We start from the raw sequence: 26,258 nt of genomic DNA on the forward strand, positions 1-26,258 counted from the left end.
ACTACCTATAGAATGGCTGTCTTGAAAAGTCGAAACAAATTCAATAAATAACTTAGCACAACAAAAAGCTCATTCCCTATAGCAGTAGAGAATGAGCTAAAAAATATAAGGGAAAGTTAACTTGCTAGTAAAAATAATCGATAACGATATTGTGCTAAAGCTGATTGTACTAGTTTGATTTCTTCCTGTGTAAAGTTCGGTATGGCATATGTGCGCTCAATTAGTTGAAATGACCCGTATTGTAAGTAATACTCTGTCGCAGGTAGCGCGATATGGTCTGTACCATGAACTTTATACTCTTCAAAAACTTCTTTTACAGTATAGCCTTCTTCTTTAGCATATACGATTTCTTCAAAAGCACTATGTCCAAAGGTTTGTTGCCATTTTGATTCAACTGTCGAAAGTAAGTATTGAATGGCCATATTATTTACAAAATGATGGCTTTCATTTAATTCATATATAAGATAAGCAGTTACATTTTGTGCACGATAAATATTTGCCATTGATAACACTCCTTTTTCGATCAGTTATGGAAAGCGAGAGTAGCTACTGGCTATGTAGCTACCCCCTTTCATGTATATATTCAAAAGTGGGGGAGCACTTATGAAAACAAGTTAGTTGTTTTCGCCTAATGAATGGCGGTGAAAGTTTAGTAACATCAACACTTTGTTCAAGGTTGGTAGCCTTTCGAACGTTTTACTTAATCCCTAGTATACAGCATGGTATTAACCAAGTCAACAATACTTATAAAATTACTAGGTATTATTTATAAAAAATTTCTGAAAACTCACCAAATGAGGTAAGGATTAATGTAGCAACGTTATACGCATTACCAAATGAGGCTTTTCGAATGAGAAAATACGTAAACGCTACAACATACATCTTTGTTTATCTAAATAGGTTATGCTTCTACTTTTTGTTCAGTAGTTGTTACTTGCGCAATAGCTTGTTCTAAATCTGCAATAATATCCTCAACTGCCTCTAAACCGATTGATAAGCGAATGAGCGACTCGGAAACGCCAGTTTGGATTAATTCCTCAGCAGATAACTGTTGATGAGTTGTAGACGCTGGGTGAATAATTAGTGATTTTGCATCGCCTACATTTGCTACGTGTGAAAATAATTTTACGCTGTCTATTAATTGACGGCCTGCTTCTCGTCCACCTTTAATGCCAAATGTAAGCACTGAACCGAAGCCATTTTTCAAATATTTCTTCGCTAAATCATGTGTAGCAAAATCTTCTAATCCATTATAGTTTACATACTCCACAGATGGGTGGTTACGTAAATATTCTGCAACTGCTAATGCATTTTCATTATGTTTAGGAATACGCAAATGAAGCGTTTCTAAACCTTGTAATAAGTTAAATGCAGCATCTGCACTTAATGTTGGTCCAAAATCACGTAGTAATTGCACGCGCAGTTTTGTGGCAAATGCAGCCGCTGCCGTATCAATACCGTATCGTAATCCATGATAAGATGCATCAGGTTCTGTAAATCCTGGGAATCTACCTTGAGTCCAATCAAATTTCCCCGCATCCACAACTACACCACCTAAAGTTGTACCGTGACCGCCAATCCATTTTGTCGCTGAGTGAACGACGATATCTGCACCGAAGTCGATTGGTGTTGAGCCATATGGTGAAGCAAAAGTGCTATCAATAATTAAAGGTAAACCGTTGTCATGTGCAATTGTAGCTACTGCCTCTACATCTAGCACTTTTAAGCTTGGGTTTCCGTAAATTTCAGCAAACACTGCTTTTGTCTTTTCATTAATGGCAGATCGGAAATTTTCAGGATTTGTTTCATCTACGAAAATTGTTTTAATACCGTAGTTTGGTAGTGTATTTGCTAATAAGTTATATGTTCCTCCGTATAAAGAACTTGCTGCTACGATTTCATCCCCTGCTCCTGCAAGATTTAAAATTGAAAATGCGATAGCTGCTGCACCTGATGAAAGTGCTACTGCTGCTGTACCGCCCTCCAATAAAGCGACGCGTTTTTCAAAAACATCTACAGTTGGGTTTGTAATACGTGTATAAATATTGCCCGCTTCTTCTAATGCGAAAAGACGTTGCGCATGAGCAGTGTCTTTAAATACGAAAGCTGTAGAACGGTACACCGGTACAGTTCGAGAGCCTGTCACTGGGTCTGGCTCTTGGCCACCGTGTAATAGTAAAGTTTCTGGTTTAAAATTCGACATGTTTTCTTCCTCCTAAATGGGTTTTTACGATGGTACCGGAGATGAGGAGGATTTATGTGAGAAAACAAAAACCCCCTTCAGTTAAGAAGAGGGTTGCGGTTGCAAGTTTTCCTCCCCTTATCTGCCAGATCCAAGTAAGAATCTGTAGGAATTAGCACCTTAGCAAGTTCGTCACTCACTGGTTGCCGGGCATCATAGGGCCTATCCCTCCGCCGCTCTTGATAAGAGTATGTGATTCAATTTCCATCGTTGTTACACAGTATAAACATAGACTTTTTTTCTGTCAACAGTAAAATTTATTTTTTTCTGAAACTTCTGTCTGCTCCTTTACGTAATAAGAACACATACACTATATAAAAATGTAGTTTGAAAGGAGTATTTTTATGGTAAAAGCCATGATTATTTTTATTATTATTGGTTATCTAATCGGCTGTATTCATGGCTCTAAAGTGGCACAGTTTCTATCTGGAGTAGATTTAAAAAAGACTGGCCATGGCAATGCGGGTGCCTCAAACGCAACGCTTTCTCTTGGATGGAAATACGGCATATTAGTAGCACTTATAGATATAGGTAAAGGCGTTGCTGCCGTACTATGCGCACTTTACTACTTTACCTCCAATGCTTCACAATTTACTGAAGTACAAATGTGGTTATTAACCTATGCTATAGCTGCTAGTGTAATACTAGGTCATAACTTCCCGTTCCATATGGGCTTCAAAGGCGGTAAAGGAACTGCATCAATCATAGGCATATTGCTCGCTATTGATTGGAAAATTGCATTATTTGCACTTATGTTATTTGTCATTTTATCTTTAACAACAAATTATTTAATCATTGGTGTGCTTGTATTTTATATTGTTTTTTGTACAGCAACTTACTTATGGATACCTGGTATTGGACCAACAATGATTGCAATTGTTCTTTTTGGTATCGCGCTTATGTTGCATATTGAAAATATTAAACGGCTTATCCAAGGGACAGAGCCTAAAGTAACATCTGCCTTTAAAAAATAAACTTAAACAAATTAAAGCCTTGAGAGACAACAAACAAACTCTCAAGGCTTTTTTATATCATTATTTTGCAAATGATGGATCTTGCATTGTACCGTTCTTAGCTAAATTGACATGCCAAGAAAGCGCTTTTTCTAAAATATGTGGTGTATGGTGGCCGCCTGTTGCCTCGTTCGCTTCGTTAAAGTACGCCCATAATTGTTCCTTATAATCTGGATGCGCACAGTTTTCAATAATACGACCTACACGCTCTTTCGGTGCTAAACCACGCAAGTCTGCAACACCTTGTTCTGTGACAATAATATCTACATCATGTTCTGTATGGTCTACATGTGAAACCATTGGTACGATACTAGAAATTTTACCGCCTTTTGCATACGATTTCGTCACAAAAATACCTAACCGTGCATTACGAGCAAAATCACCAGAACCACCAATCCCATTCATCATTCGTGTGCCAGAAACATGAGTTGAATTTACATTACCATAAATATCTAGCTCAAGCGCTGTATTTACAGAAATTAAACCGAGTCGACGGATAATTTCCGGATGATTAGAAATTTCCTGTGGACGTAATACTAATTTATCAGCATATTTTTCAAAATTTCCATAAACACGGTTTCCTACCTCTTCCGATAGGGTAATAGAAGTAGCAGATGCAAAGCTTACTTTTCCAGCATCCATTAATTCAAAAACAGCATCTTGCAGTACTTCTGAATAAACTTCTAAATTCTCAAACTCGGAATCTTTGAAACCTAGTAATACAGCATTTGCTACTGAGCCTACACCTGATTGTAACGGGCGTAAACTTGTTGTTAAACGACCTACTTTAATCTCTTCGCGCAGGAAGTTCAGCAAATGATTTGCCATAATATCTGTTTCTTCATCAGCTGGAACAATTGTTGATGGCGCATCTAAAATATCTGAAATAACAATACCTTTTACTTTGTCTAAGTCTAGTGGAATGCCAATTGTGCCAAGACGATCTGACGCATTTAGCATTGGAATTGGATCACGTTTACCTTGTGGTCCTGGTACAAAAATATCATGCACACCCTCTAATGCATCAAGCTGGGCTACGTTTAGCTCGATGATTACTTGATCTGCTTCTTGTACGAAAATCGGAGAGTTACCAACTGAAGTTGTAGGAATTAATAAGCCATCTTCTGTAATTGCAGCAGCTTCAATAATAGCAAAGTCAATCGGACCAATAATACCTTGGCGTACTAGTTCCGCATTATGTGATAAATGGGCATCAACATAAGTGACTTCTCCACTATTGATCATATTTCGGATACCTGGGTCTCCTTGGAAAGGACCACGTTTGCGAATTACACCCGCTTCGGCTAAGTATTGGTCGACTTCTGGTCCAAGTGATGCACCTGTATATACATCTACTTTGAAGCTTTCTGTTTTCGCTTTCTCCACAAGTGCAAGCGGTACCACTTTCACATCGCCTGCACGTGTAAATCCGCTCATACCAAGTACCATGCCGTCCTTAATCCAAGATGCTGCTTCTTCTGCTGTTACAACTTTGTTTCGTAACTGTTCATTACGAAGCTTTTTTGCTAACTTTTCATCCATTCCTTATTCCTCCATCCCACATTTAATTGCTTCAACTAGATTATTTGTCCTATACATCCGTACACCCACAAATGTCAAAATACAGTAGATAAATAATCTGTCGCCATACATAATTTTACACCAAAGAGAACATTTAAGCTATATCTAACAATATATTTTACTTTACGAGGTATTTTTGTCCTAGCTCAAATTATTTAAAAATAGTTTTTTATAAATGATTTTAAGTTTTTTTATTGAAGTTTATTCGATTTTAGCGAAAAAGCGTGATATGCTCTTGGTATATTTAAGGGGAAAAGGAGAATTTTTAAATGGTGAAAGAATTATTGCGTAACCACTCTTCAGTTCGTATTTACGATGGAAATCCTATTTCTAAAGAAATTATTGAAGATTTAATTGCCACAGCACAGATGGCGGCAACCTCTCACTTTGTACAAGCCTATAGCGTAATTTGGGTAACAGACGAAGCGAAAAAAGAACAGCTCGGTTTGCTCTCTGGCAATCCACGTCAATACGAAACTTCGGGTGGTGCTTTTGTCTTTTGTGTAGACTTAAACGTCTGCAAATGGCTGGGAAATTAGAAGGTGTTGATATTGTGGCAGACTCGGCTGAAAATGTCCTCGTTGGTGTAGCAGATGTTTCGTTATTCGCACAAAACTTTGTGATTGCTGCTGAATCAATGGGCTATGGCATTTGCTATATTGGGGGTGTACGTAATAAGCCTGAGGAAATTAGCGAATTATTGAATCTACCAGATTATGTATTCCCATTGTTTGGTTTAACAATTGGCGTTCCTGCACGACGCAATGAAGTCAAACCTCGCTTACCAGTAGCTGCTGTCCTACATGAAAATGAGTACAATTGTGATAAATACGAGGAACTTTTACCAGCTTACAATGAAACAATGGAAGCTTATTACAATAGCCGCTCCTCCAATCGTAAAATTGATAACTGGACAAAGCAAATGGCTGATTTTTTAATTGAACAACGTCGTCCTTTTATCAATCGCTTCTTAGCACAGAAAGGTTTTAATTGGAAATAACTTTTTCTTTTGGAGTTACTATCGTATGATAATAACTCCACTTTTTTTATATTTTGAACCCTTTTTTATAGCTTATGTAGTATTTTTGTCTTGAATGGTCTGTTAAATTCAGGTACAAATTAAACGAAAAGACTCTTTCCTTTTCCTACCTTTTCATTAATATTAATAGAAGGACCCTATCTCGAAAGGAGTTATGCAAAAATGTCTTATGTTAATAAGCATCTTGCTCGTACCCTAGAACAACAACATAAGAGAAGCGTAAGAAGTTTATTTTTAAAAATACAAGACTTAAATAACGACTGTGTACTTTTAAGAAAGAGGCTAGAACAACATATTGATATCAAACAATACAAAGAAGCTATTGCCTACGTCGATCAATTCGTTTCCTATACAACCATTTTAAATTTAAAATTTGTCACGAATACGCAGAACCTAGAAGTGGTTGTGCTACACGCACTTTTATTGGAGTATATTATAGAAAGTGAAACATCGTTCTCTTTCGAATATGAAACGAATTTGTTACATGGTTATATTCAAGAGATACTGGCATTAAATGATCATGCCTCTACACTTTTTACAAATCATAAAGAAAAAATGCACCGTTACATTGAAACGCAAACTACATAAAAAAGACGATCAAGCCAACAAAATTCATTGTGCTGATCGTCTTTTGTTTATTGTAACCCTTTAATAATTAGCGAGCGTACTGGTAAAAACTGTTCTCCTGTTTCACCATACGTAATAACTACTTCGTCACCTTCTTGTAAATAAATCGCAAGAGGCTCCGTCTCTGCACTTACTGAATAGTTTTCACCATTATTCAGTAAAAACGATACAATGGTAAAGTCACCTAGGCGTTCCTTATAAACGCGTAGTACTGTTCCACTTGCATTTTTCTCTTCTGCATTCGAACTACCTTCAACCGTACTTCCTCCACGACTAAGCGCTGTTTTATATAATTTCAACGCCTCTTTTGGTGTTGTTGCATAGGCTGAGATTTCAGGATTTGCTGCGGAAACGATAAAATAATTTTGTAAGAAGCCATTCGCATCGAGCACTGCTGTTAACCAACTTGCTTCCCCGTAAAAGTTATACAATACAGGCATTTCTCCTGCCCACTTCTTCTCAATAAATTTCTTTTCAATAATTTGTAGATTTCCTTGTGAATCCATATATGAAGCATCTTGATTTCCTGTATAATATGTCGCTTCACCAGTTCGTGCATTCGTTAATGAATAGCCCAGCATTGAATCCACGCCCTCTTTTGGACTCGTGAAGTCTGTGAAATAGTACATTTCGCCTTCCTCATTAAATATCGGACTTACATTCGATTCAGTCCCTTCATCAGAAGGTAATTTGACATCTTTTTTGCCAAACATACTATTCCAGTAACCATGCACATATTTTCCGTAATAGCTATTTTGTAAACTTACTGTCTCAGGTGAAACAGCTCCATCAATAAATGCTGGAACATCTGCTAATTTCACAATTTCAGATTTACCTGTTAATGCATCTACAAGGACAATCCCTTGTACATCAAAGCCATTTCGAGCAGATATAAACTCCCCGTAGGAACGGATATAGTACGGTTTACCGTCATCATCGATTTCCAGCTGAACATCCCCATAGAAAATAAGGAAAGGATGTTGCAAGCGCATATGACGCTCCAAATTAGCATTTAAATAGGCAGAAGGAACATATTTCATTTCCTGTGCGATAAATTTTGGGTTATCCGCTGAGTCTGTCGCACTCATTGTAAAATAACCAGGTGTCGTTTTGCCGTTCATCCATTTAAAGAAACCTGAAAATTCAACAGGTGCAATATAAACATATTCACCATTTACCTTTTGGATTTGTAAGCGTCCTAGTTCATAATAGCTTGTATTCGGTACTTGGCCGAAAGCTTTTTTCATTTTATTGCGGACGAATTTTGGTGGAACACTCGCTGGCGTTTGTGTTTCATCAAACGGCTTGATTTCAACCTCTTCTTTCATTTCCGCGGATTTGAATTTATCGTTAGCATTCCATAGCGGTGCGGACAATACATACACGCCGACGAATAAGCTTGCTAAAAATAAACCACCTTTCACTTTTCTTTCAATACCACTTGCAAGAAATGCACCACTCAAAGTGAGTAGTATAATCACTGGCCAAAAGACAAGCCAGTTAACATCAATTTTTGTAACATATAGCGTAATACCTGATGCAATAAATCCTATAACAAAGACTCCGATAAAAAAGTAGCCAATTACTTTTTTCGATTGTCCATCTTCACGCTTTTTCGTTATTAACGGTGTTAATAATACACTCGCAATAATTGCAATGACTGCAGAAGCTATCAATAGCTTAGTCATTTCGTTCACCCTCTCCTCACTTACTGTCTTCTTATTTACGGTTACATACTAAAAAAGTTTCAAACATAAATTATACGGACACTTCTTCCCTTCTACTCTTCGGTAAAACAATTCTGAATAATACAGCTTAATGACGAATAAAGGATTTTAAGCATCGATAGAGAATTTCAAAGAAAAGGGGCTGAAAAATTTGGCGAAAAAATGGTTGTTAACGTGTATCATTGTGCTTGGTCTTTATTATATTTTTTTCTTCTCGCATATTGACCAAAATGTAAAACTGATATTCAAGGTCATACCGATGATTTTGATAATCTTTATGGCGATAACCCAAAAAGTACAATCGATTAAAAAATATCAACTATTCATTATTATAGGTCTAGTTTTTTGTATGATAGGAGACTACACATTACAATGGTTTCTTATTGGTCTTACAAGTTTCTTAATCGGTCATGTTTTTTATATCTTCGCCTTTTCAGGTACTAGTGAACAGCCAGTACCAACTTGGGCAAAAATCGGATTACTTCTATATGGTGCCGCAATGACTATCTGGATTGCCAGTACCGTATTTAAATCCGGAGAAACCGTACTTACTTTTGCAGTTCTTGCTTATATTTCTATCATTTTAACGATGGGCTGGACGGCTATTCGTACAGGTTCTCCCTTTGCTATTATTGGCGCTTTATTATTTATCGCATCCGATTCCTATTTAGCGATTAATAAGTTTATCATGCCATTACCTTTTGCGCATGAGGTTATTATGATGACCTATTATAGTGCGCAAATACTTATTGCATTGAGCATCCTTCAATATTCCGAAATCCGAAGTAAAGTGGTACAATGAAAGTGCCTGGCACTCAAACAATTCAGAATTGTTTGAGTGCCAGACACCTACAAAGGAGGCTGCATATACCTATGAAAGAACAAGTAATCGAGCGATTAATTCGCTACGCAAAAATCGATACACAATCCGACTTCACAAGTGAAACTACTCCTTCCACTCAAAAGCAATTTAATTTATTGCATGTATTGAAGGAAGAATTGGCTGCAATCGGCTTAACAGACATTACACTAGATGACAATGGCTATTTATTTGCAACACTTGAAGCAAATACAGATAAAGTAGTTCCCACAATTGGCTTTTTAGCGCATGTGGATACAGCTACAGACTTCACTGGTACAAATGTGAATCCTCAACGCATCGATCACTACGATGGCGGTGACATTCAATTAAACGAAAATTTAATCATGTCTCCAACTGAATTTCCTGAACTAAAAAATTATGTAGGCCAAACGCTAATTACAACAGATGGTACAACATTACTAGGTGCGGACGATAAAGCTGGCATCGCTGAAATAATGACTGCTATGGAATACTTAATAAATAACCCTGCTATTAAGCATGGTAAAATTCGTGTAGCTTTCACACCTGATGAAGAAATTGGCCGGGGCCCACATAAATTTGATGTTGCTGCATTCGGCGCTGACTATGCCTACACAATGGATGGCGGACCACTTGGTGAGCTACAATTTGAAAGCTTTAATGCTGCTGGCGTTAAAGTAACAACAAAAGGGACGAGTGTACACCCAGGTTCAGCGAAAAATAAAATGGTCAACTCTATCACGATGGCAATTGCCTTCCAAAATGAAATGCCTACAGATGCAGTACCTGAAAAAACAGAAGGTTATGAAGGCTTCATCCATTTAATGGACTTCAAAGGAGCTATTGAACATACAGAGCTTTCTTATATTGTACGTGACCATGATCGTCAAAAATTCGAAGAGAAAAAGCAATTAATGCGAGATGCTGCTGCCAAAATACAAGCACAGTTTGGCAAAGATGCACTGACAATTTCTATCGAAGATCAATACTATAATATGGGTGAAAAAATCGAGCCTGTAAAAGAAATTGTTGACATCGCCCGTCAAGCAATGGAAAAATTAGATATTACTCCGAATACATTACCGATTCGCGGTGGTACTGATGGTTCTCAACTTTCCTACATGGGTTTACCTACACCAAATATTTTTGCAGGTGGAGAAAACATGCACGGTAAATTCGAATATGTCTCTGGTGAAACAATGGAAAAAGCAACACAAGTTATTCTTGAAATCGTGCAACTATTTGAACAACAAGGCAAGTAAGTTTAACTTTACTTCGAGCAATAAGAAATATTAAAAAGGAAAGACTTTGTACAAAGTCTTTCAGATACTAAAATCCGCTTGGCTCCCATAGAGCAAGGCACGATAAGCACTGCTTACGCAATGTCGTGCATTTACTTTCTTAGGAGGCAACGCGGATTTTTACTTAACCTTCAGATATTACTTTTTCTGCCGAGATTAATGACTGAATTTTCAAACTACATAAAAGTTAAGGATGATGAATTATGAAAGAAATTGCATTAGGCATCTTAGCCTCACTTTTTTTTGCGGTGACATTTATTTTAAATCACGCGATGGAAATGCAAGGTGGTAGCTGGCTCTGGAGTGCATCACTTCGTTATTTTTTCATGTTGCCGTTTTTACTAGCTATTGTCTTTTATCGTAAAGGCTTTTCACCACTTACCAATGAAATGAAAAACAAACCAAGGGCTTGGCTTTTATGGAGCTTCATTGGATTTGTACTATTTTATGCACCACTTACATTTGCTGCAGCATTCGGCCCAGGTTGGCTCGTTTCGGGTACATGGCAATTTACAATCGTTGCTGGTGTCCTTTTAGCTCCACTTTTTGTATCAGTAATCGCTGGAAAAACAGTACGACAGAAAATCCCGTTAATTTCCTTACTTATTTCATGTGTGATTCTAGTTGGAATATTGCTTATTCAAGTACCACAGGCACAGTCTGCCCCAACTAAAAATCTACTGCTAGGGATTTTACCTGTAGTGATTGCTGCTTTTGCTTATCCACTCGGTAATCGAAAAATGATGGAAATATGCGGAGGACGTATTGATACATTTCAGCGTGTGCTTGGTATGACTATCGCTTCCATGCCTGCATGGATTATCATGGCGCTATATGCTGTTTTAACGGTTGGTCTACCTTCACTAAACCAAGTTCTACAATCATTACTAGTCGGGATTAGCTCTGGTGTCATTGCAACCATTCTATTTTTTATCGCAACAGACCGTGTGCGCGAACATCAAGGCAAACTAGCCGCTGTGGAAGCAACCCAATCAACCGAAATACTATTTGTCATTATTGGTGAGGTGCTACTACTTAACATTGCCTTTCCTGATCCAATTGCCCTTGCTGGACTTGGTATTATTATTGTCGGTATGTTGTTACATAGCTACTATACAATGGTACTTGAAAAAAAGAATGTGGCCCAACACACCTCCCCATCTGAACAGTCTTCATAACATATGAGGGTGCTGCTAAAAAATAAAAAGGACGGCTCATTCATCATAGGAATAAGCCGTCTAGAGATTTTACGTTCCCAAAAAATGAGGGGGGTTTTAGGAGCGCTTTATGAACTAGCAAACTTCTGGAGAAAAGTAGCTAAAGTTCACCCTCTCTACACTCGTTTTGTAGAGGAGGAATAATCTTTACATTGATAATGATAATCATTATCAATTAAATTGTCAACTATTATCTTTAAATTAACTTAAAAATTTTTCAAATAATTACAATGCCTTCTTAAGTGACCTTCTGTATTGCCACTGTTTTAGCTGAAAATGCAAAAAGCAACCGATACAAAAACCAGCAATAGCAACAGATGAAGCGATGGCTACCATTGTTGTCAATACATACCCTACTACATGCCAGTTAAAGAAAAACCCAACGAATCCTCCAGCTAAACATATGCTAGCAATACTAGAATTAAATTTTTGTTGTTGGCCGTCTTCAGGTATATAGGAAGCTGGTGCTTTTTTCAAAAACAGTTTTCCCAATCGGATAATGGGATTAAAATTACATAAAACACCAAGTAAATTAGCGACTAAAGGAATGACTAATATCCAAGCAAGCCCTGTTATCCATGTCACTATGACACTTAACAAAATGGTCCATTGATTGAGTCGTACAAGTGGTCTTGGAATTGCATATGGCAATGACATTTAAAAACCTACCTTTCAGATATGTTTAATGTATTTTACTGTATCGCATTCCATTTGTGAAGTAAAAATGATTAATTTATAATGGATGTTAATGATTGAAAAGAAAAGGTGATGACAGTGCCAGCTTTAACGATGGATCAAGTAAGACAACTGAATTCCTACAGTATTTATACAACAGAACCAAAACGAACATTATTTACATTAGCTGATATACATAAAGACTTTTACCATCCCGATTTTTTAAACCTTATGATGGGTATTACGGATGCGGCAACGGAAACCGCAGCTATTTCCCATTTTGCACGTCGCTATGGTATGTTTTTTGCAATGCAGCTATATATGCTTGCTGCCTATGATGAAGTATGGGATGGAAAGCCAATTGACATTCGTTTTGATGCGGCCAAGGAATTCAATAGCTTTACAGTTGCCATGTTTGTGAACCCTAATGATTGGCGTTACGTGGATGAAGATGAAAGACAATCTGTGATTGAAAAAATTTTATATGATGGGCATGTCATCGTTCAGCAATTGCGCAAAGTAACATCCATCTCTCCTTTAACCATTTGGGAAAATTTCTTTGGTTATCTACTTTGGCATTATCATCAACTGTTGTCTAACCCTGGCTTAGCAGACCAGGCAATGGAAGACATTGAGGCTTTAGAGAACCCTAAAACTTGGGCCCGTTTTTCACAAAAATCTTGGTGGGCTGACTATACTGGTGGTCAAAGCCCTACAAATTTAGTTAACGTTCCTGTCCGTAAATCTTGCTGTTTTTCAAAAGATATCCCTGGCTTACTTGCTTGTGGATTTTGCCCACTCAAGAAATAAAAAAAGCCTTTCCTCTCACACTTTGTGAAAGGAAGGCCTCCTTTTATTCCAAGCTATTTTTCATAAAGTACGAACCAGTCATTTTGTTCTTCATACATGGCAGTTCCCGTATATCCCGCTTTTAACAGTTGCTGCTGCAGGGCAGTATCTCCCATCAAAACAGCTTGTTTTTCAGTATAAACTGGTTGTTCCTGTTTTAAATCTTTATAGAAAATATATCGCAATTTATCAACATACTTAATCTTCAAGCCCTTTATGACAAGCCCTTGTGAAAATTTATCTTTTAGGCTCGGTATATTATACGGTTTAACCGTAGAGCAAACATAGTCGTAGCAATCCAAATCAATAGCGTTCATCACAACCGTTGCTAATGTTTTTTGTAATCCGTAGCCGCGATAATGTGGGGAAACATTGGATATCTCTTGATATAAAACACGATGGAACTGATCCTCTGGAATTCCGCAATCATAGCCAAGGTGATCGTTATCAATAGGTGGATTTAATAATGCTCGAAAGCCGATTAACTCATGCTCTACATATGCCCCAATCATCAAACCATTTCCTTGCAAAATGTACTCGAATTCTTCCGTCGTTAAAGGCTGTAAAATGCTTTGGTCTGGCAAAGTCTCGTAAACTTCTTGCTGTAACTTCTCAATCGCAGGTAAATGCTGAAGTTGTAATTTCGTAACATAAAAAGGCGTTTCTCCTAGCATTCCTTCATAAATTCTATCCATGTTAACGCCTCCTTAAGCTGTGACTATTGTTGAAAATTCACATAGTTCCTTAAGTACTGTTTCATCTACATCGACACCTAAGCCTGGTTTTTCTGTTAGACAAATGAACGGTACATCATAGTGTAAATTACCAATATCCTTCGAGAATTTAAGTGGACCTGTTAATTCTACACTAGTCATAATTTTTTTCGAGAATGCTACATGGAAACCAGCCGCTGAACCTACAGATGACTCAACCATTGAACCAATTTGACATTCGATACCTGCCATTTCCGCCATGACAGCTAATTTCATAGCAGGATAAATTCCACCGCATTTCATTAGTTTAATATTTACTTTATCTGCTGCACGCTTTAAAATGATTTCACGCATCTCACGTACGCCTCGAAGTCCCTCATCAATCATTAACGTGACATCAGATTTAGATTTAATTTCTACCATGCCGTCAATATCTTCACTATCAACAGGCTGTTCTAACCAATCAATATTTAAATCTTTTAGTAAACGTAAACCTTGTAAAGTTGTAGAGGCGTTACCCCATCCTTGGTTGACATCTACACGAATGGCAATCTCCTCGCCTACACGCTCACGTACCGCTTTAATACGAGCAACGTCACGTCTAACTTCCGTTCCTACCTTCATTTTAAATGATTGATAGCCCATTTCTACGCGTCTAGCTGCTTCATTTGCCATTTCTTCAGGAGTGCCAATACTTAACACGTGGGTAATCGGGAATTTCTCATGATAGCGACCGCCAAGTAACTGATATACTGGTACTTGAAGCGCTTTACCCGCAATATCAAAACATGCAATATCAATTGCCGCTTTAGCAGCAGGTACATCCTTTACGATGTGATTCATTTTATCGTGGAGTTTTTCAAAAGCCATTGGATTTTCTCCAATAATCGCAGGGACAAGTTGGTGTTTTAACACTGCATACGTACTTTCCCATGATTCGCCTGTTACATGCTCATCAGGTACCGCTTCACCATAACCAACAATGCCTGTATCTGTTGTTATTTTCAAAATGATAGAAGGCATTGTATCATAAGTAGCATAACTAATAATAAAAGGATCGATAAGTGGTAATTGGATTGCAAAAATTTCTACTTGTTGGATTTTCATTTTATATCATACTCCTGTAATTTTATAGTTGTCGTTAATATGTCGTTAATTGCTTAAAAAATATAGAAAAGGAACGATGCCTATGCCTACAAAAATAGCAATTATATGTTCTAAAGCTTTTATGAAACGTATACTTAGTATCGCACAAAACATAGAGAATATTCAATTAGAATTTTACCTTTACAATCAGCCTTCCGAAGCACCGTCATTATTAAAACAAATCAAACCATGTGATGCTCTTTTACTCGGGGGAACATTACCCTATTTACATGCCCAATCATCCCTCGAATCATTGCCGATTCCTTGGAATTATTTAAAGCAAGATGAGGTAACCATTGCGACGACTTTATTATCACTTATTGCAAATAAAGCAATTTCTTTACAAAGGGTATCTATCGATGTCATGCACCCTATCTTTGTCGATAAGGTTCTATCAGAGATAGAATATACCGGAACAAAACCATATGTTCACCCCATTTGCATTACTGAAACATCAAAACATATTTTGAAAAAACATGTCGCTCTTTGGGAAGCCAACCAAATTGATTATGTTATTACAAGCATTCATAGTGTATTTGATGAATTACAGCTACAGAACATTCCTGCAATGCGCATGTTAGATGCAAAAAGTTCCATTATCCAATGTCTTGAAGAAACGAAATCAAGATCACTGCTTACTAAATCCGAATCGGCAAAAGCAGTAGTAGGATTTTTAGCTGTTCCTGAAAATAACCAATGCGCAGACATTGTACAGCAAATTACAGCAGCGATACGTGCAACCTATAAGGAAATTACCCCTCATTATTATGAGCTTTATACAACAGCTGGACATTTACAAAATGCACTCGACATGGAAAATTTATCGCACCTAATGCAACAAATAAACACGCCCTTTAGGCTCGCCTTTGGCTATGGACACTCCATATATGAAGCTGCTGAAAATGCGACATATGCATTAAAATTTTCCAAACCATATGAAATTTATATTTTAGATGAACAAAAAAATCTTTTGGGCCCATTTCCAAAATCAGCAGGTAAACTCTCTTTAAAAACAAAAGATCCGTATATTTTACAAATGGCTAAACAGACAAGCTTAAGCCCGTTAAATATCTCGAAAATTATTCAATTTAGTAGAGAACGACAATCTTCACAATTTACAGCGCAAAATCTTTCAGAATACTTACAAGTTACTCGTCGGACTACTGAACGTATTATCAAAAAATTAGTTGACCACGGTTATGCGAACATTGTTGGTGAAGAAATGACCCATCAGCAGGGGCGACCACGTACAATTTACGAATTAAATTTTGCAACCTATTCTTAGAACTAACAAGCCCCATCACAACACTTTCCTTGGCGAACGAGCACCTCATCTCATGGTATACATCATGATTACAAAGTCTCTTCTTGCCAACAGTTAGCTGCGTGATGGGGCTTGCCCTCTTTGGCTTTACTAAGCAAAATTCTTCAGAGTATTCCCTCTATTTGAGCAAAACTCGTTTTAATTTAGTCTGCTACGACCATATTATTCATTTCATTTTCTTGCGCATCTTTTTTACGTTGGTTTGCCTCTTCAATTTCTTCTGGTGTCATCTTAACAATGGCAAATCCGACATAACCATAAATAATTGAAATAATTGGCACAACAAAGTTTAGTATTGCATAAGGTGCATATTCCATTGCGCTAACACCTAACGTTGCTAATATAAATACACCACAAGTATTCCATGGGAAGAATACGGATGTTAACGTTCCGCCATCTTCAAGCGCACGCGATAAATTTTTCGAATGCAAGCCGCGGTTTTGATATACGCCTGCAAACATACGAGAAGGTACAACAATCGAAATATACTGTTCTGAACATGTTGCATTTGTTGTAATACATGCGGCAATTGTTGAAGCAATAAGGCTGCCTGTAGATTTAGCAAATTTCACAACGACATCCATCAGTGCTTTTAACATGCCTGAATATTCTAACACCCCACCGAATGTCATGGCTACAATCGTCATTGAAACCGTATACATCATTGAATCTAAGCCACCACGATTAAAGAGCTCGTCCACCATTTCATTTCCTGTCGAAATAGCAAATCCTTCTTGTAATGCTTGAACAGCCATCGTTGGCGATCCACCTTGCACAAAAATTTGTAATAAGAATCCTGAAATAATCCCAATAATTAATGCTGGTATCGCAGGAACCTTTTTTGCCACCATGACAATAACGCCAACTGGGACAAGTAATAACCACGGAGAAATCACAAAGCTTTTTTCCATAACATCAAGCGTAGTCAGTATTTTTTCAGAATTCATGGCTACGTCAGCAAAACTTCTGCCCATAAACCCAAATGCGACAAGTGTAATGATTAATGCAGGTATTGTCGTATATAGCATATGTTTTATATGGTCGAACAAATCTGTATTTGTTAAGCCCGCTGCTAGATTTGTTGTATCCGATAAAGGTGACATTTTATCACCAAAATATGAACCTGAAATTACTGCTCCTGCAATCATCGGTGCAGGAATCCCCATACTTAAACCGATACCCATACCAGCAACACCGATTGTTGCCATTGTTGACCATGAGCTACCGATTGCTAGCGAAACGATTGAACATAATAGCAAGATCGTTACTAAAAACCAAGCTGGCGAAATTAACTTTAAGCCGTAAAAAATCATGGTAGCAACGACTCCACCACCAATCCATGCTCCAATTGTCAAACCTACTAAAATAATAATGACAATGGCTGGAAGTGCTAGACGAATACCTTTATACATCATTTCCTCTATTTCCATCCACTTAAAGCCGTGTTTTTTGGCAACAATTGCTGCCACAATTGTTCCTACAATAAGTGGCACGTGTGGACTTTGCTCTAACATAACTACTGTCACTAGCATTGTCGTTATCATTATTGCAAAAGTCAGGAGCGCCCAACTTGCACTAATATCCTTTTTCATTGTCCCATCCCCTTTTTTTGCACCCAATTATAAATTTGCATTTCATCAGTGCAAATATATTTTTACGATTTTTAGCTTAATATTCAAAAAATATAAAGTCAACGCAAAAATTTTATGCTTCTATAGCAATTCTGAATATTAAAGGGCAAAAAAACGCTTCCAAATAGCAATTACAAACCATTCAAAAACGCGTATTTTTATGCATTTCTTCCCAAAAAGCAAGGAAAAAGAGGCTCTATCCAACGTGTAGAGCTTGGATAGAACCTCTTTGAATTACCTATTAATGGATGGGCTTTTTTTCTAATACACACGCAAGAACTTTCGATGCGTCTATTAATGCACTTCGTTCAAAAGTCATTTTTGGATGATGCAGCCCAGGAACTAAATTAGCACCAATGCCAATCATTGTCGCTTTTAGTTCGGGTTTTTTGACTGTATAAAAATGAAAATCATCGCTTCCTGGTGTTGTAATTTCATCCGCCAAAAATTGCTCTCCGAGTGTTTCTAAAATAGCATTTTTAGCCATTTCAGCAGCAATTGGTGAAACCTCTGCACCAGGTGTGAAATCGACCCATTTCCAATTCATTTCAATTTCAAACTGCTGTTGTATTGATTTTAGTCCCGATTCAATGCGGCTTCGAAGTAATTCTAACTGATGATTATGCTGCGCCCGAATATCCATTGAAAAGCTAGCACTACCTGGAATAATATTCGTGCTACCACCATCCGCAATAATCTTAGTTAGTTTGGCAGAGTGTGGCTCGAATGGAGATAAATGAATGCTATTTAACATTAATTGTATTGCCATAATGACATCAATCGCATTTTTACCTTGATGCGGTCTTGCACCATGGGCATCAATACCATGTATTGTTCCATCTAAAAAATAGGCAGCACCATGGTGGATAGCAGGTGAAACCTTTCCTAAAGGCAACTCTTCAATCGGTCTCAAGTGAACACCAAATAAATGCGAAACATCGTCAACTGCTCCACGGTCAAATGCTGCACAAGCACCATTTCCCACTTCTTCAGCAGGTTGGAATATAAATCTGACGCGATGTTGCAGCGGTCGATCTTTAAGCAATAATAGCGCTCCTAGTACCATTGTAATATTAGCATCATGACCACAGGAGTGATTCGCTTGCCATTTACCATCTACTTCTTGCCATAACGCATCAATATCTGCACGAACTGCTACAATCTCATCGCCTGTACCAATTTCAGCGATTAACCCTGGCACATCACCTAATAAACGGTAAGATACGTTTAAGTCATCTAAAATAGATGCAATTTTCTTAGTTGTTTCATACTCCTTCCAACTTACTTCTGGATAATTATGAAAATGTTCAAACCATTGATACATTGATTCTTCTAACATTGCTGCACTTGTCATAACCACACCTCGATATACCTTTTTTTCTCCCCCATTATACATGAAAGCTTTTTAGAAAAGTATATATGAAATTAGTACTATATCCATTTTAAAATCATATAACTTCATAATAAAACGCTTCAACACTTCTTACTATTTTATGTAAACTTCATAAAAAGGTGACTGTACTATACTTTTATGCAATAGTAAAAGGCTGTGTTAAAAGTAGTCGTTCCACTTTTAGCACAGCCTTTTTGAAAATGCGTTATAAACTTGAAAAAAAACCTTCTGGATATTCTTCATATTGGAGTTGATTTGTTTGCTCCTCAATATTTTGGTTTGATGTCAGGAATTCTGCCTCTTGATCCATCAAATACGTTTCAAATTTCGAGTTTAATAATTGTTCCATTCCTCGTCACCTTCCTTTGTTAATTGAATTTTCTGATAATTTTATTATATACTAACTTTTTATTAAAAATCAATAAATAATACTCATTATGCATAATATATATCGATTTCATCTCTTTTTGATATAAGATATACTTAAAATAAATTCGAATAAACAGCAATGGTCATCCCTCTCCATTTTTCCATATCAAAAAAGCATCCAAGTGACTACTTTACTTGGATGCTCTTACGATTTCCTTAAGCTGTTACGCTTTTATTATCATTGTCCATACCGTTACCGCCATACTTATGCTGTGTTAAAATTTGAATCACTACAAGCACAATAAAGATTGCGAGACCTGCCCAGTCAGAGAATTTTTCAGGATAGATGAGCAATAATCCAGCTACGATGGCAATCAGACGTTCAAACCACAACACTTTACGATACCAATAGCCAATTACGCCAGCACCAATTGCAACCATTCCCGTAACAGCCGTAAAGACTACCCATAATATTTGCGGTATCGTTGTATCAATCATTAATAAAGCTGGTGAGAAAACAATCATATACGGAATAATAAATGCTGCAATGGCAAGTTTTGCAGAGTTTACACCAGTCTTAATTGGATCGCCACCTGATATTCCAGAAGCAGCAAATGCAGCAAGTGCTACTGGCGGTGTAATATCGGCAATAATACCAAAATAGAACACAAAGAAGTGCGCCGATAATAAGACAACAACTGGCACTAATTCTTGTGGTGTATTAGGCGATAATAATGCCACAATCGCTGGTGCTGCAATGGTTGATGTAATAACATAGTTTGCCGTTGTTGGAGCACCCATTCCTAAAATTAGTGAAGCAATCATAACGAAAACAAGTGTTAAAATAATACTTCCTCCAGCTAAAGCTACTAAACTATTAGCTAAACTTAAGCCTAAACCTGTTTTAACCACTACCCCTACAATAATACCAGCGCAAGCTGTTGCCGCAACTACACCAAGTGCTGTACGAGCTCCTTCAACTAGTGCATCGATAATATCTTTCGGCTTTAAGCGTGTATCTTTGTTAAACATCGCGACTGCAATGGATATTAAAATCCCATACAGTGCAGCATGCATAACAGGCGTACCTGTTAGCATCAGTATAATAATAGAAACAATTGGTAGTAACAGGTAAATCTTCTTAAATACCTCTTTACGATTTGGCATTTGATCATCACGTAAGCCTTTTAAGCCGACACGCTTCGCTTCAAAATGCGTCATAATCCAAATACCTGTAAAATACAGCAACGCAGGAATAGCAGCTGCTTTTGCAATATCCCAATATGTAATTCCACGTCCAATGAACTCCACCATTAGAAATGCCGCAGCACCCATAATTGGAGGCATTAACTGCCCGCCAGTAGAAGCAGCCGCTTCAACTGCACCAGCAAATTCTTTACGGTATCCTAGCTTTTTCATCATCGGAATCGTGTATGAACCAGATGTGACTACATTGGCAACAGAGCTTCCTGAAATCATACCTTGTAGAGCACTTGAAAAGACAGCTACTTTTGCTGGCCCACCAATTAATTTTCCAGCGAATGCTACAGCCAGATCATTAAAATATTGCCCAACTCCTGTTTTTACAAGAAATGCCCCGAATAATAAGAATACAAAGATAAATGTAGCCGATACACTAATCGGTGTTCCTAAAATACCATCTGTCGTATAAAACATCAGATTCACAATACTTTCAAAATCCTGACCTCTATGCGCCATAAAGGCTGGGAAATAAGGACCGAAATAGGCATAAATTAAAAAACATACTGCGATAATCGTTATCGGTAAACCTACCGCTCGACGTGCAGCCTCAAGCACAAGAAAAACAGCTATTAAACCGACTATAAAATCCAACTGTGTAATGGTCCCATTGCGATTAACAAGTTCTGTATAATTCAATGCCCAATATGAACCGACTACTACCGATAATAACGATAAAATATAATCAAACCATGCAATTTTATGCTTTGGCGCCTTTCTACGGGCTGGAAATAATAAGAAAATCAGAGCTAAACCAAACCCTAAGTGAATCGTCCGTTGAATGGGTGCTGTAAATTGCCCAAAAATCGCTGTATACAATTGAAACAATGAAAATGCCAATAATCCAAAGAAGATTATATGTTTCATAATGCCTGATATCGTTCGCACATTGGATTCGATATCGTATTTTTCAAGTATCGCTTGTTGCGCTTCAGCGGATATTTGTTCAAATTCTTCTTTTACCTCGGTGTTACGTTCATGCTGTTTTGTCATTTCATCCTAACTCCTTTCCATCGTTCATAAAGCGATAATCGCTTCACCTCAAATAAATAGGACTTACCCCTTTGCAAATCTTTTTTTAAATCGTATTCTTGTTCCTTGTAAACAAACACAAGGTCTAAGTCTAAATCCCCGATATAAATTGTGAAGTTTTCAATGACTTCCTTGTCAAATCGCAAAAAATATTTACCATCTCGTTGTGTTAACGTTTGATTTTCCTCAGCGTAGCCAGGCATCCCAATTGCTAAGTCTTCATACTCCATTCCAATCATTTGAATACGCTGTTCTTCTATACAACGATAATATTCCAGTACATCTGATTTATGGATAGAGTGTGTGTACCTTATACGAAAATCCTCATCAGATGTTAGTGGAATATAATGTACGATTGGATCGTCTACCCTTGTTTCTGTAAATGCGAATACCTTTTGAAGAGGAAGAAAAATAATGATGCCGAGGCATATACAACATACGGCTATTACCAAACCTATTCTCCTCTTTCGCATCACATCTGTTCCCCCACTTTAAAAACTATTCGCTATTTTGCTAGCATCTTTATGTAACAAAAAGGGGCCCGAAGCTTTACGCAATCCGAGCCCCTTTCATGTTTAAGAAAATATAAAAAACCATTATCAATGTCCAAAAATCACCTTGTTAAACCACGAGCAAATGTTCGTTTTTCAATAGCTTGGAACATGTAAAGCGATGTTGTCCTATTTATTTTCATCAAAGTATTTTTGAGCACCTGGATGAATATCAATACTGATACCATCTAAAGCTGTTTCAGCTTTAATAAATGCACCTTTAGCATGTGAAATTTTGTCTGTATTACTATAAATCGCTTTTGTCATAGCATATACAACATCTTCTGGTAAATCCTTATTCACTGCTAACATCGCAAGAACAGAAACAGTCTCTGTATCATTCGCAATACCGTAAGTACCAGCTTTTACTGTATCTTTTGCATAGTAAGGATATTTGGCAATAAGCTCATCTGCTTTACCAGCATCTACACCGATAATATTAACTTTTGTCGTCGCATTTAATGCCTCTACAGCCCCTGTTGGTGTACCAGCAGTAATAAATGCCGCATCAATTTGGCCTGATTGAAGACCATCAGTAGACTCACCAAAATCAAGATTTTGCGCTTTAATGTCATCCATTGTTAAACCATGAATTTCAAGTAATTGTTCAGCATTGGCATAAGTCCCAGAACCCGGAGCCCCTACAGAAACTTTTTTCCCTTTTAAATCTGCATATGTTTTAATACCAGAAGCTTCAGTTGTTACTAATTGAACAGTCTCTGGGTAAAGTGCACCTAATGCCGCAATCGTATCAATTTTTTTACCTTCAAACATGAATTTACCTTCAGTTGCGTAATAAGCGATATCTGTTTGCACAAACGCAATCTCACCTTTACCTTCTTGCAAGGCAGTCATATTTGCTGCAGAGGCTTGTGAAACTTCTGCTGTCGTTTTAATACCTGTTTCTGTTGTAATTAAATCAGCAAATGTACCACCTAATGCATAGTAAGTACCTTGCGTTCCACCTGTTAATAAACTTAAAAATTTTGGCTTTTCAGAGCTAGCTGTATCACCATTCCCATTTTCCTTATCCGAACCTGTACTACTATCAGATCCACATGCCGCTAAAATTAATAGCGCAATGGCACTTAATAGCATGAATAATCTAAATTGCTTTTTCTTCATATTAACCTTCCCCCTTTGGTTATAATTAAGAATCAATTTAAAATTATCAAATTTAGTATAATTATGTCAACCTATTTATAGTAAATTCAGATAATTATAATTATACAAAATGACATAAATACGAACAACACCCAATTATAATACGCTGTTATTTACCCTTCTTTTTTCTCTAATAAACTAAAAAATACTCTACTACAATAAAATATACTAGTGTAGAAATGTATACATATTGTATAAAAATATACTCCTTGCTAGCTATTTATTTTTATTACATGGAAAATAGGATGAAACTCACAACCAACTACACAACGTAGTGGTGGAGGATGCATAAGCCCCGCCCGTCTATGCGAGCAGCCTGTAACGCAAAAAACCCCCCCACAATACGTAGTGGTAGGGTGTTTCAACTTTATGTTAACAAATTAGCCAACTAACTTCCTGACTGGATTGCTCCACATGCAATTCTTGCACCTGAATTACCAGCAGGGTCTGTTTTATAATCGTCTGCTGCTTCATGGATAACTAATGAAGTACCTTCTCCATCCATTAAGGAATTTTCAGCATTCTTTTGTAATGTTACACCTTCAGCTAAGAAATTTAAATCTACCGTCCCATCTTCACCAACTTCTAAATTTGGTAAATCACCTAAATGATAACCGTTAGGATTTAATTTTCCATGCTCCTTATTTGTTGGATTAAAATGCGAACCTGCCGATTCAAACTTAGGTGCTTCACACTTCGCTACTGAATGGATATGAATACCATGTGTGCCCGCTGGTAAACCACTTAATGCTAAAGTTACTTTAACCCCATTGTCTTCTTCCTCAAAAAAAGCATTCCCATAGCTCTCATTATTTGAACCAATTACTTTTGCAGTTGCCGTTAAAGACGAATTGGCATTAGAGTTAACGGCTACTTTTTCATCTTTCTTATCAAAAAGATTGCACCCTCCGACAAAGACAGTCAAAGAAATAATTAATATAGATATTTTTTTCATGTTATTACCTCCTCTATTTCTGATGGTACCCATCTCTACCAATAGTTATGCAATACATACCGGTGTTTTCTCATCACACCATCAAAAGGTAATATCATGAAAACTGCTTGTAACAGTAATTAATGGCTATAGTCTTTATATTGAGCGTATTCGATTGACCCCAATCAATCGAATACTTACTATGCCGTTGATGGCCAAGCATAGTAAGCCGTAACCCTATGCTTACATTTGTACTGTTTAGCAGGGGGCACCACTTGCGTTTCCATCAGTTAGTAGTGAAACCTTGTTATCGGTGCAAACTACAACAACAAAGAGGCTGGGACAAAAGAGAAAAAGTGTTAGATTGATGGCAGGAACTGACCCCAATAGGTATAGACAAATAAAAAAAGCATCTTCGATTGAAATTCGGGTATAGATACTTAAATTTCAATTTGGAGGTGTTTTTTCTATGGGAACAAGAGTGAGTTATCCCTATGAAGTAAAAATGAAAGCGATTAAGATGCGATTAGCGGGTGTACCTGTCAAACAGATTCTATTGGAATTAAATATACGCCATAAAACACAGGTCGAAACATGGGTGCGTTGGTATAGAAATGGTGAAGTCAATCGTTTGAAACAACCTGTAGGCAAACAATATATCTTTAATAAGGGTCCTGAACCGGACAATGAACAAACGAAATTAGCATTGGAAAACCGTTATTTAAAGCAACAAATTGAGGTGCTAAAAAAGTACGCAGAGTTGGAGAGGAAGTGGTTGGAGAAGTAGCAGTACAGTTAGTTGCGTCACTAAGAAGCATGATGTCTGTAAAGGACATTTGTAAACACTTTGGGATTGCACGATCTACCTACTATCGTTGGAAACAGGCATCAACCGATGCAAGGTCTCGTCAAGCAATAGAGAGACGTATCGGTGAACTCTGTCGAGCAAATAAATTTCGCTATGGCTACAGAAAAATTACAGCACTCTTACGTCAAGAAATGTGCGTCAATCATAAAGTGGTTCAACGTATCATGCAAAAATATGGTTGGCAATGTCGCGTGAAAGTGAAAAAACGGAAACGAACAGGACAACCTTATGCAATCGCAGCAAATTTATTAAATCGCGATTTTGAAGCCACCGCACCGTTACAGAAGCTCGTAACTGATATTACTTACTTGCCATTTGGTCAAAAACAGTTGTATCTTTCAAGTATTCAAGATTTATATAATGGTGAAATTATTGCCTATTCGATTGGAGACTGCCAAGATACTGATTTTGTGCTGGATACATTAGCTCAACTTCATCATTTGCCCGAAGGGTGTACGTTGCACAGTGACCAAGGGGCGGTATACACATCGTATGATTATCAACAGGCCGTAAAAGCAAAAGGCATTACCATGAGCATGTCCCGTAAAGGTACGCCCGCTGATAATGCCCCAATCGAATCGTTTCATTCTGTGTTAAAGTCTGAAACATTCTACTTAGACAATTTGAACAGTACTACGACGGCCATCGTAGAACAAACTGTCAAAGACTATATAAACTATTATAACAATAACCGAATTCAAACGAAACTAAACAACCAGTCGCCGGTTCAATACCGACAACTGGTTGGGTAATGCTTTTTT

The 26,258-nt window shown here is 37.4% G+C and carries 22 protein-coding genes, 1 pseudogene and 1 riboswitch; of the genes and pseudogenes, 9 read left to right on the forward strand and 14 right to left on the reverse strand.

Annotated elements, in window-relative coordinates:
• Positions 1-116 precede the first annotated feature (116 nt).
• Together LS41612_RS20870 and LS41612_RS20875 are read right to left on the reverse strand one after the other, a co-directional pair.
• Positions 117-503 carry a hypothetical protein gene (locus LS41612_RS20870; protein ID WP_024362741.1) on the reverse strand — a complete coding sequence of 129 codons (387 nt, stop codon included), beginning with the start codon at positions 501-503 and terminating at the stop codon, positions 117-119.
• Positions 504-901: 398 nt separating this feature from the next.
• Positions 902-2,203 (reverse strand): O-acetylhomoserine aminocarboxypropyltransferase/cysteine synthase family protein, encoded by a 1,302-nt coding sequence (locus tag LS41612_RS20875; protein ID WP_024362740.1) that lies wholly within the window; start codon positions 2,201-2,203, stop codon positions 902-904.
• 114 nt (positions 2,204-2,317) lie between these two features.
• Positions 2,318-2,431: riboswitch (SAM riboswitch) on the reverse strand.
• Positions 2,432-2,586: 155 nt separating this feature from the next.
• Between LS41612_RS20875 and LS41612_RS20880 the strand changes: the two genes are divergently transcribed.
• Entirely contained in the window at positions 2,587-3,216 is a 630-nt protein-coding gene (locus LS41612_RS20880; RefSeq protein WP_024362739.1) for a glycerol-3-phosphate acyltransferase, read from the forward strand.
• 60 nt (positions 3,217-3,276) lie between these two features.
• On the opposite strand, the gene scpC is transcribed toward LS41612_RS20880, so the two are convergent.
• Positions 3,277-4,797 carry a succinyl-CoA:acetate CoA-transferase ScpC gene (gene scpC, locus LS41612_RS20885; protein WP_024362738.1) on the reverse strand — a complete coding sequence of 507 codons (1,521 nt, stop codon included), beginning with the start codon at positions 4,795-4,797 and terminating at the stop codon, positions 3,277-3,279.
• Between the two features lie 308 nt (positions 4,798-5,105).
• Here scpC and chrR point away from each other — a divergent pair.
• Together chrR and LS41612_RS20895 are read left to right on the forward strand one after the other, a co-directional pair.
• Positions 5,106-5,836: pseudogene (chrR, locus tag LS41612_RS20890) on the forward strand (class II chromate reductase ChrR).
• Positions 5,837-6,037: 201 nt separating this feature from the next.
• Positions 6,038-6,463, forward strand: coding sequence for a hypothetical protein (locus tag LS41612_RS20895; protein ID WP_024362736.1), 426 nt, complete (start codon positions 6,038-6,040; stop codon positions 6,461-6,463).
• A 47-nt stretch (positions 6,464-6,510) separates the two neighbouring features.
• Here LS41612_RS20895 and LS41612_RS20900 read toward each other — a convergent pair whose 3' ends face one another.
• On the reverse strand, positions 6,511-8,190 hold the full coding sequence (locus tag LS41612_RS20900; RefSeq protein WP_024362735.1) for a hypothetical protein: 1,680 nt from the start codon (positions 8,188-8,190) through the stop codon (positions 6,511-6,513).
• 190 nt (positions 8,191-8,380) lie between these two features.
• Here LS41612_RS20900 and LS41612_RS20905 point away from each other — a divergent pair, with 190 nt between their 5' ends.
• From LS41612_RS20905 to LS41612_RS20915, 3 genes are all read left to right on the forward strand, one after another.
• Entirely contained in the window at positions 8,381-9,031 is a 651-nt protein-coding gene (locus LS41612_RS20905; protein WP_024362734.1) for a lysoplasmalogenase, read from the forward strand.
• Between the two features lie 71 nt (positions 9,032-9,102).
• Positions 9,103-10,332 (forward strand): peptidase T, encoded by a 1,230-nt coding sequence (pepT, locus tag LS41612_RS20910; RefSeq protein WP_024362733.1) that lies wholly within the window; start codon positions 9,103-9,105, stop codon positions 10,330-10,332.
• A gap of 242 nt (positions 10,333-10,574) precedes the next feature.
• Positions 10,575-11,549: a DMT family transporter gene (locus tag LS41612_RS20915; RefSeq protein WP_024362732.1), complete on the forward strand. Its 975-nt coding sequence runs from the start codon at positions 10,575-10,577 to the stop codon at positions 11,547-11,549.
• A 264-nt stretch (positions 11,550-11,813) separates the two neighbouring features.
• Here the strand turns inward: LS41612_RS20915 and LS41612_RS20920 are convergent, their stop codons facing one another.
• The gene (locus LS41612_RS20920; RefSeq protein WP_024362731.1) at positions 11,814-12,245 is read right to left on the reverse strand and encodes a DUF4395 domain-containing protein; all 432 of its coding nucleotides are present in this window, start codon (positions 12,243-12,245) and stop codon (positions 11,814-11,816) included.
• A gap of 117 nt (positions 12,246-12,362) precedes the next feature.
• Between LS41612_RS20920 and LS41612_RS20925 the strand changes: the two genes are divergently transcribed.
• The gene (locus tag LS41612_RS20925) at positions 12,363-13,073 is read left to right on the forward strand and encodes a Fe-S oxidoreductase (RefSeq protein ID WP_024362730.1); all 711 of its coding nucleotides are present in this window, start codon (positions 12,363-12,365) and stop codon (positions 13,071-13,073) included.
• A gap of 53 nt (positions 13,074-13,126) precedes the next feature.
• Here the strand turns inward: LS41612_RS20925 and LS41612_RS20930 are convergent, their stop codons facing one another.
• Entirely contained in the window at positions 13,127-13,807 is a 681-nt protein-coding gene (locus LS41612_RS20930) for a hypothetical protein (protein ID WP_024362729.1), read from the reverse strand.
• 12 nt (positions 13,808-13,819) lie between these two features.
• A complete protein-coding gene (locus LS41612_RS20935; protein WP_024362728.1) occupies positions 13,820-14,932 on the reverse strand; it encodes a mandelate racemase/muconate lactonizing enzyme family protein in 1,113 nt (370 codons plus the stop codon).
• Positions 14,933-15,014: 82 nt separating this feature from the next.
• Here LS41612_RS20935 and LS41612_RS20940 point away from each other — a divergent pair, with 82 nt between their 5' ends.
• The gene (locus LS41612_RS20940) at positions 15,015-16,256 is read left to right on the forward strand and encodes an HTH domain-containing protein (protein WP_024362727.1); all 1,242 of its coding nucleotides are present in this window, start codon (positions 15,015-15,017) and stop codon (positions 16,254-16,256) included.
• Positions 16,257-16,438: 182 nt separating this feature from the next.
• Here LS41612_RS20940 and nhaC read toward each other — a convergent pair whose 3' ends face one another.
• From nhaC to LS41612_RS20970, 7 genes are all read right to left on the reverse strand, one after another.
• Positions 16,439-17,887, reverse strand: coding sequence for a Na+/H+ antiporter NhaC (nhaC, locus tag LS41612_RS20945; RefSeq protein ID WP_024362726.1), 1,449 nt, complete (start codon positions 17,885-17,887; stop codon positions 16,439-16,441).
• 280 nt (positions 17,888-18,167) lie between these two features.
• Complete coding sequence (locus tag LS41612_RS20950; RefSeq protein ID WP_024362725.1) at positions 18,168-19,280, reverse strand: amidohydrolase; 1,113 nt, start codon at positions 19,278-19,280, stop codon at positions 18,168-18,170.
• A gap of 244 nt (positions 19,281-19,524) precedes the next feature.
• Positions 19,525-19,668 carry a hypothetical protein gene (locus LS41612_RS23390; protein ID WP_162832718.1) on the reverse strand — a complete coding sequence of 48 codons (144 nt, stop codon included), beginning with the start codon at positions 19,666-19,668 and terminating at the stop codon, positions 19,525-19,527.
• Between the two features lie 236 nt (positions 19,669-19,904).
• Positions 19,905-21,941 (reverse strand): TRAP transporter permease, encoded by a 2,037-nt coding sequence (locus tag LS41612_RS20955; protein WP_024362724.1) that lies wholly within the window; start codon positions 21,939-21,941, stop codon positions 19,905-19,907.
• Positions 21,938-22,432: a DUF1850 domain-containing protein gene (locus LS41612_RS20960; RefSeq protein WP_229388318.1), complete on the reverse strand. Its 495-nt coding sequence runs from the start codon at positions 22,430-22,432 to the stop codon at positions 21,938-21,940. Before LS41612_RS20960 ends, LS41612_RS20955 begins: the two co-directional genes overlap by 4 nt.
• A gap of 228 nt (positions 22,433-22,660) precedes the next feature.
• Positions 22,661-23,656, reverse strand: a complete 996-nt coding sequence (locus LS41612_RS20965) for a TAXI family TRAP transporter solute-binding subunit (protein WP_024362722.1) — start codon at positions 23,654-23,656, stop codon at positions 22,661-22,663.
• 427 nt (positions 23,657-24,083) lie between these two features.
• Complete coding sequence (locus LS41612_RS20970) at positions 24,084-24,650, reverse strand: superoxide dismutase family protein (protein ID WP_024362721.1); 567 nt, start codon at positions 24,648-24,650, stop codon at positions 24,084-24,086.
• 448 nt (positions 24,651-25,098) lie between these two features.
• Between LS41612_RS20970 and LS41612_RS20975 the strand changes: the two genes are divergently transcribed.
• Positions 25,099-26,249 (forward strand): IS3 family transposase gene (locus LS41612_RS20975; RefSeq protein ID WP_105928880.1). Its coding sequence is split into 2 segments (ribosomal slippage): positions 25,099-25,372 and positions 25,372-26,249, totalling 1,152 coding nucleotides; the frame shifts between segments, so codons are not numbered across the junction.
• The last annotated feature ends 9 nt before the right edge of the window (positions 26,250-26,258 follow it).

It is taken from the genome of Lysinibacillus sphaericus (assembly GCF_002982115.1).
Lineage (GTDB): Bacteria > Bacillota > Bacilli > Bacillales_A > Planococcaceae > Lysinibacillus > Lysinibacillus sphaericus.

What these genes read in the sequence shown, in the direction of transcription:
- LS41612_RS20870 (WP_024362741.1), bottom strand. Translation starts at nt 503, where the DNA reads ATGGCAAATATTTATCGTGCACAAAATGTAACTGCTTATCTTATATAT.
- LS41612_RS20875 (WP_024362740.1), bottom strand. Translation starts at nt 2,203, where the DNA reads ATGTCGAATTTTAAACCAGAAACTTTACTATTACACGGTGGCCAAGAG.
- LS41612_RS20880 (WP_024362739.1), top strand. Translation starts at nt 2,587, where the DNA reads ATGGTAAAAGCCATGATTATTTTTATTATTATTGGTTATCTAATCGGC.
- scpC (WP_024362738.1), bottom strand. Translation starts at nt 4,797, where the DNA reads ATGGATGAAAAGTTAGCAAAAAAGCTTCGTAATGAACAGTTACGAAAC.
- LS41612_RS20895 (WP_024362736.1), top strand. Translation starts at nt 6,038, where the DNA reads ATGTCTTATGTTAATAAGCATCTTGCTCGTACCCTAGAACAACAACAT.
- LS41612_RS20900 (WP_024362735.1), bottom strand. Translation starts at nt 8,190, where the DNA reads ATGACTAAGCTATTGATAGCTTCTGCAGTCATTGCAATTATTGCGAGT.
- pepT (WP_024362733.1), top strand. Translation starts at nt 9,103, where the DNA reads ATGAAAGAACAAGTAATCGAGCGATTAATTCGCTACGCAAAAATCGAT.
- LS41612_RS20915 (WP_024362732.1), top strand. Translation starts at nt 10,575, where the DNA reads ATGAAAGAAATTGCATTAGGCATCTTAGCCTCACTTTTTTTTGCGGTG.
- LS41612_RS20920 (WP_024362731.1), bottom strand. Translation starts at nt 12,245, where the DNA reads ATGTCATTGCCATATGCAATTCCAAGACCACTTGTACGACTCAATCAA.
- LS41612_RS20930 (WP_024362729.1), bottom strand. Translation starts at nt 13,807, where the DNA reads ATGGATAGAATTTATGAAGGAATGCTAGGAGAAACGCCTTTTTATGTT.
- LS41612_RS20935 (WP_024362728.1), bottom strand. Translation starts at nt 14,932, where the DNA reads ATGAAAATCCAACAAGTAGAAATTTTTGCAATCCAATTACCACTTATC.
- LS41612_RS20940 (WP_024362727.1), top strand. Translation starts at nt 15,015, where the DNA reads ATGCCTACAAAAATAGCAATTATATGTTCTAAAGCTTTTATGAAACGT.
- nhaC (WP_024362726.1), bottom strand. Translation starts at nt 17,887, where the DNA reads ATGAAAAAGGATATTAGTGCAAGTTGGGCGCTCCTGACTTTTGCAATA.
- LS41612_RS20950 (WP_024362725.1), bottom strand. Translation starts at nt 19,280, where the DNA reads ATGACAAGTGCAGCAATGTTAGAAGAATCAATGTATCAATGGTTTGAA.
- LS41612_RS23390 (WP_162832718.1), bottom strand. Translation starts at nt 19,668, where the DNA reads ATGGAACAATTATTAAACTCGAAATTTGAAACGTATTTGATGGATCAA.
- LS41612_RS20955 (WP_024362724.1), bottom strand. Translation starts at nt 21,941, where the DNA reads ATGACAAAACAGCATGAACGTAACACCGAGGTAAAAGAAGAATTTGAA.
- LS41612_RS20965 (WP_024362722.1), bottom strand. Translation starts at nt 23,656, where the DNA reads ATGAAGAAAAAGCAATTTAGATTATTCATGCTATTAAGTGCCATTGCG.
- LS41612_RS20970 (WP_024362721.1), bottom strand. Translation starts at nt 24,650, where the DNA reads ATGAAAAAAATATCTATATTAATTATTTCTTTGACTGTCTTTGTCGGA.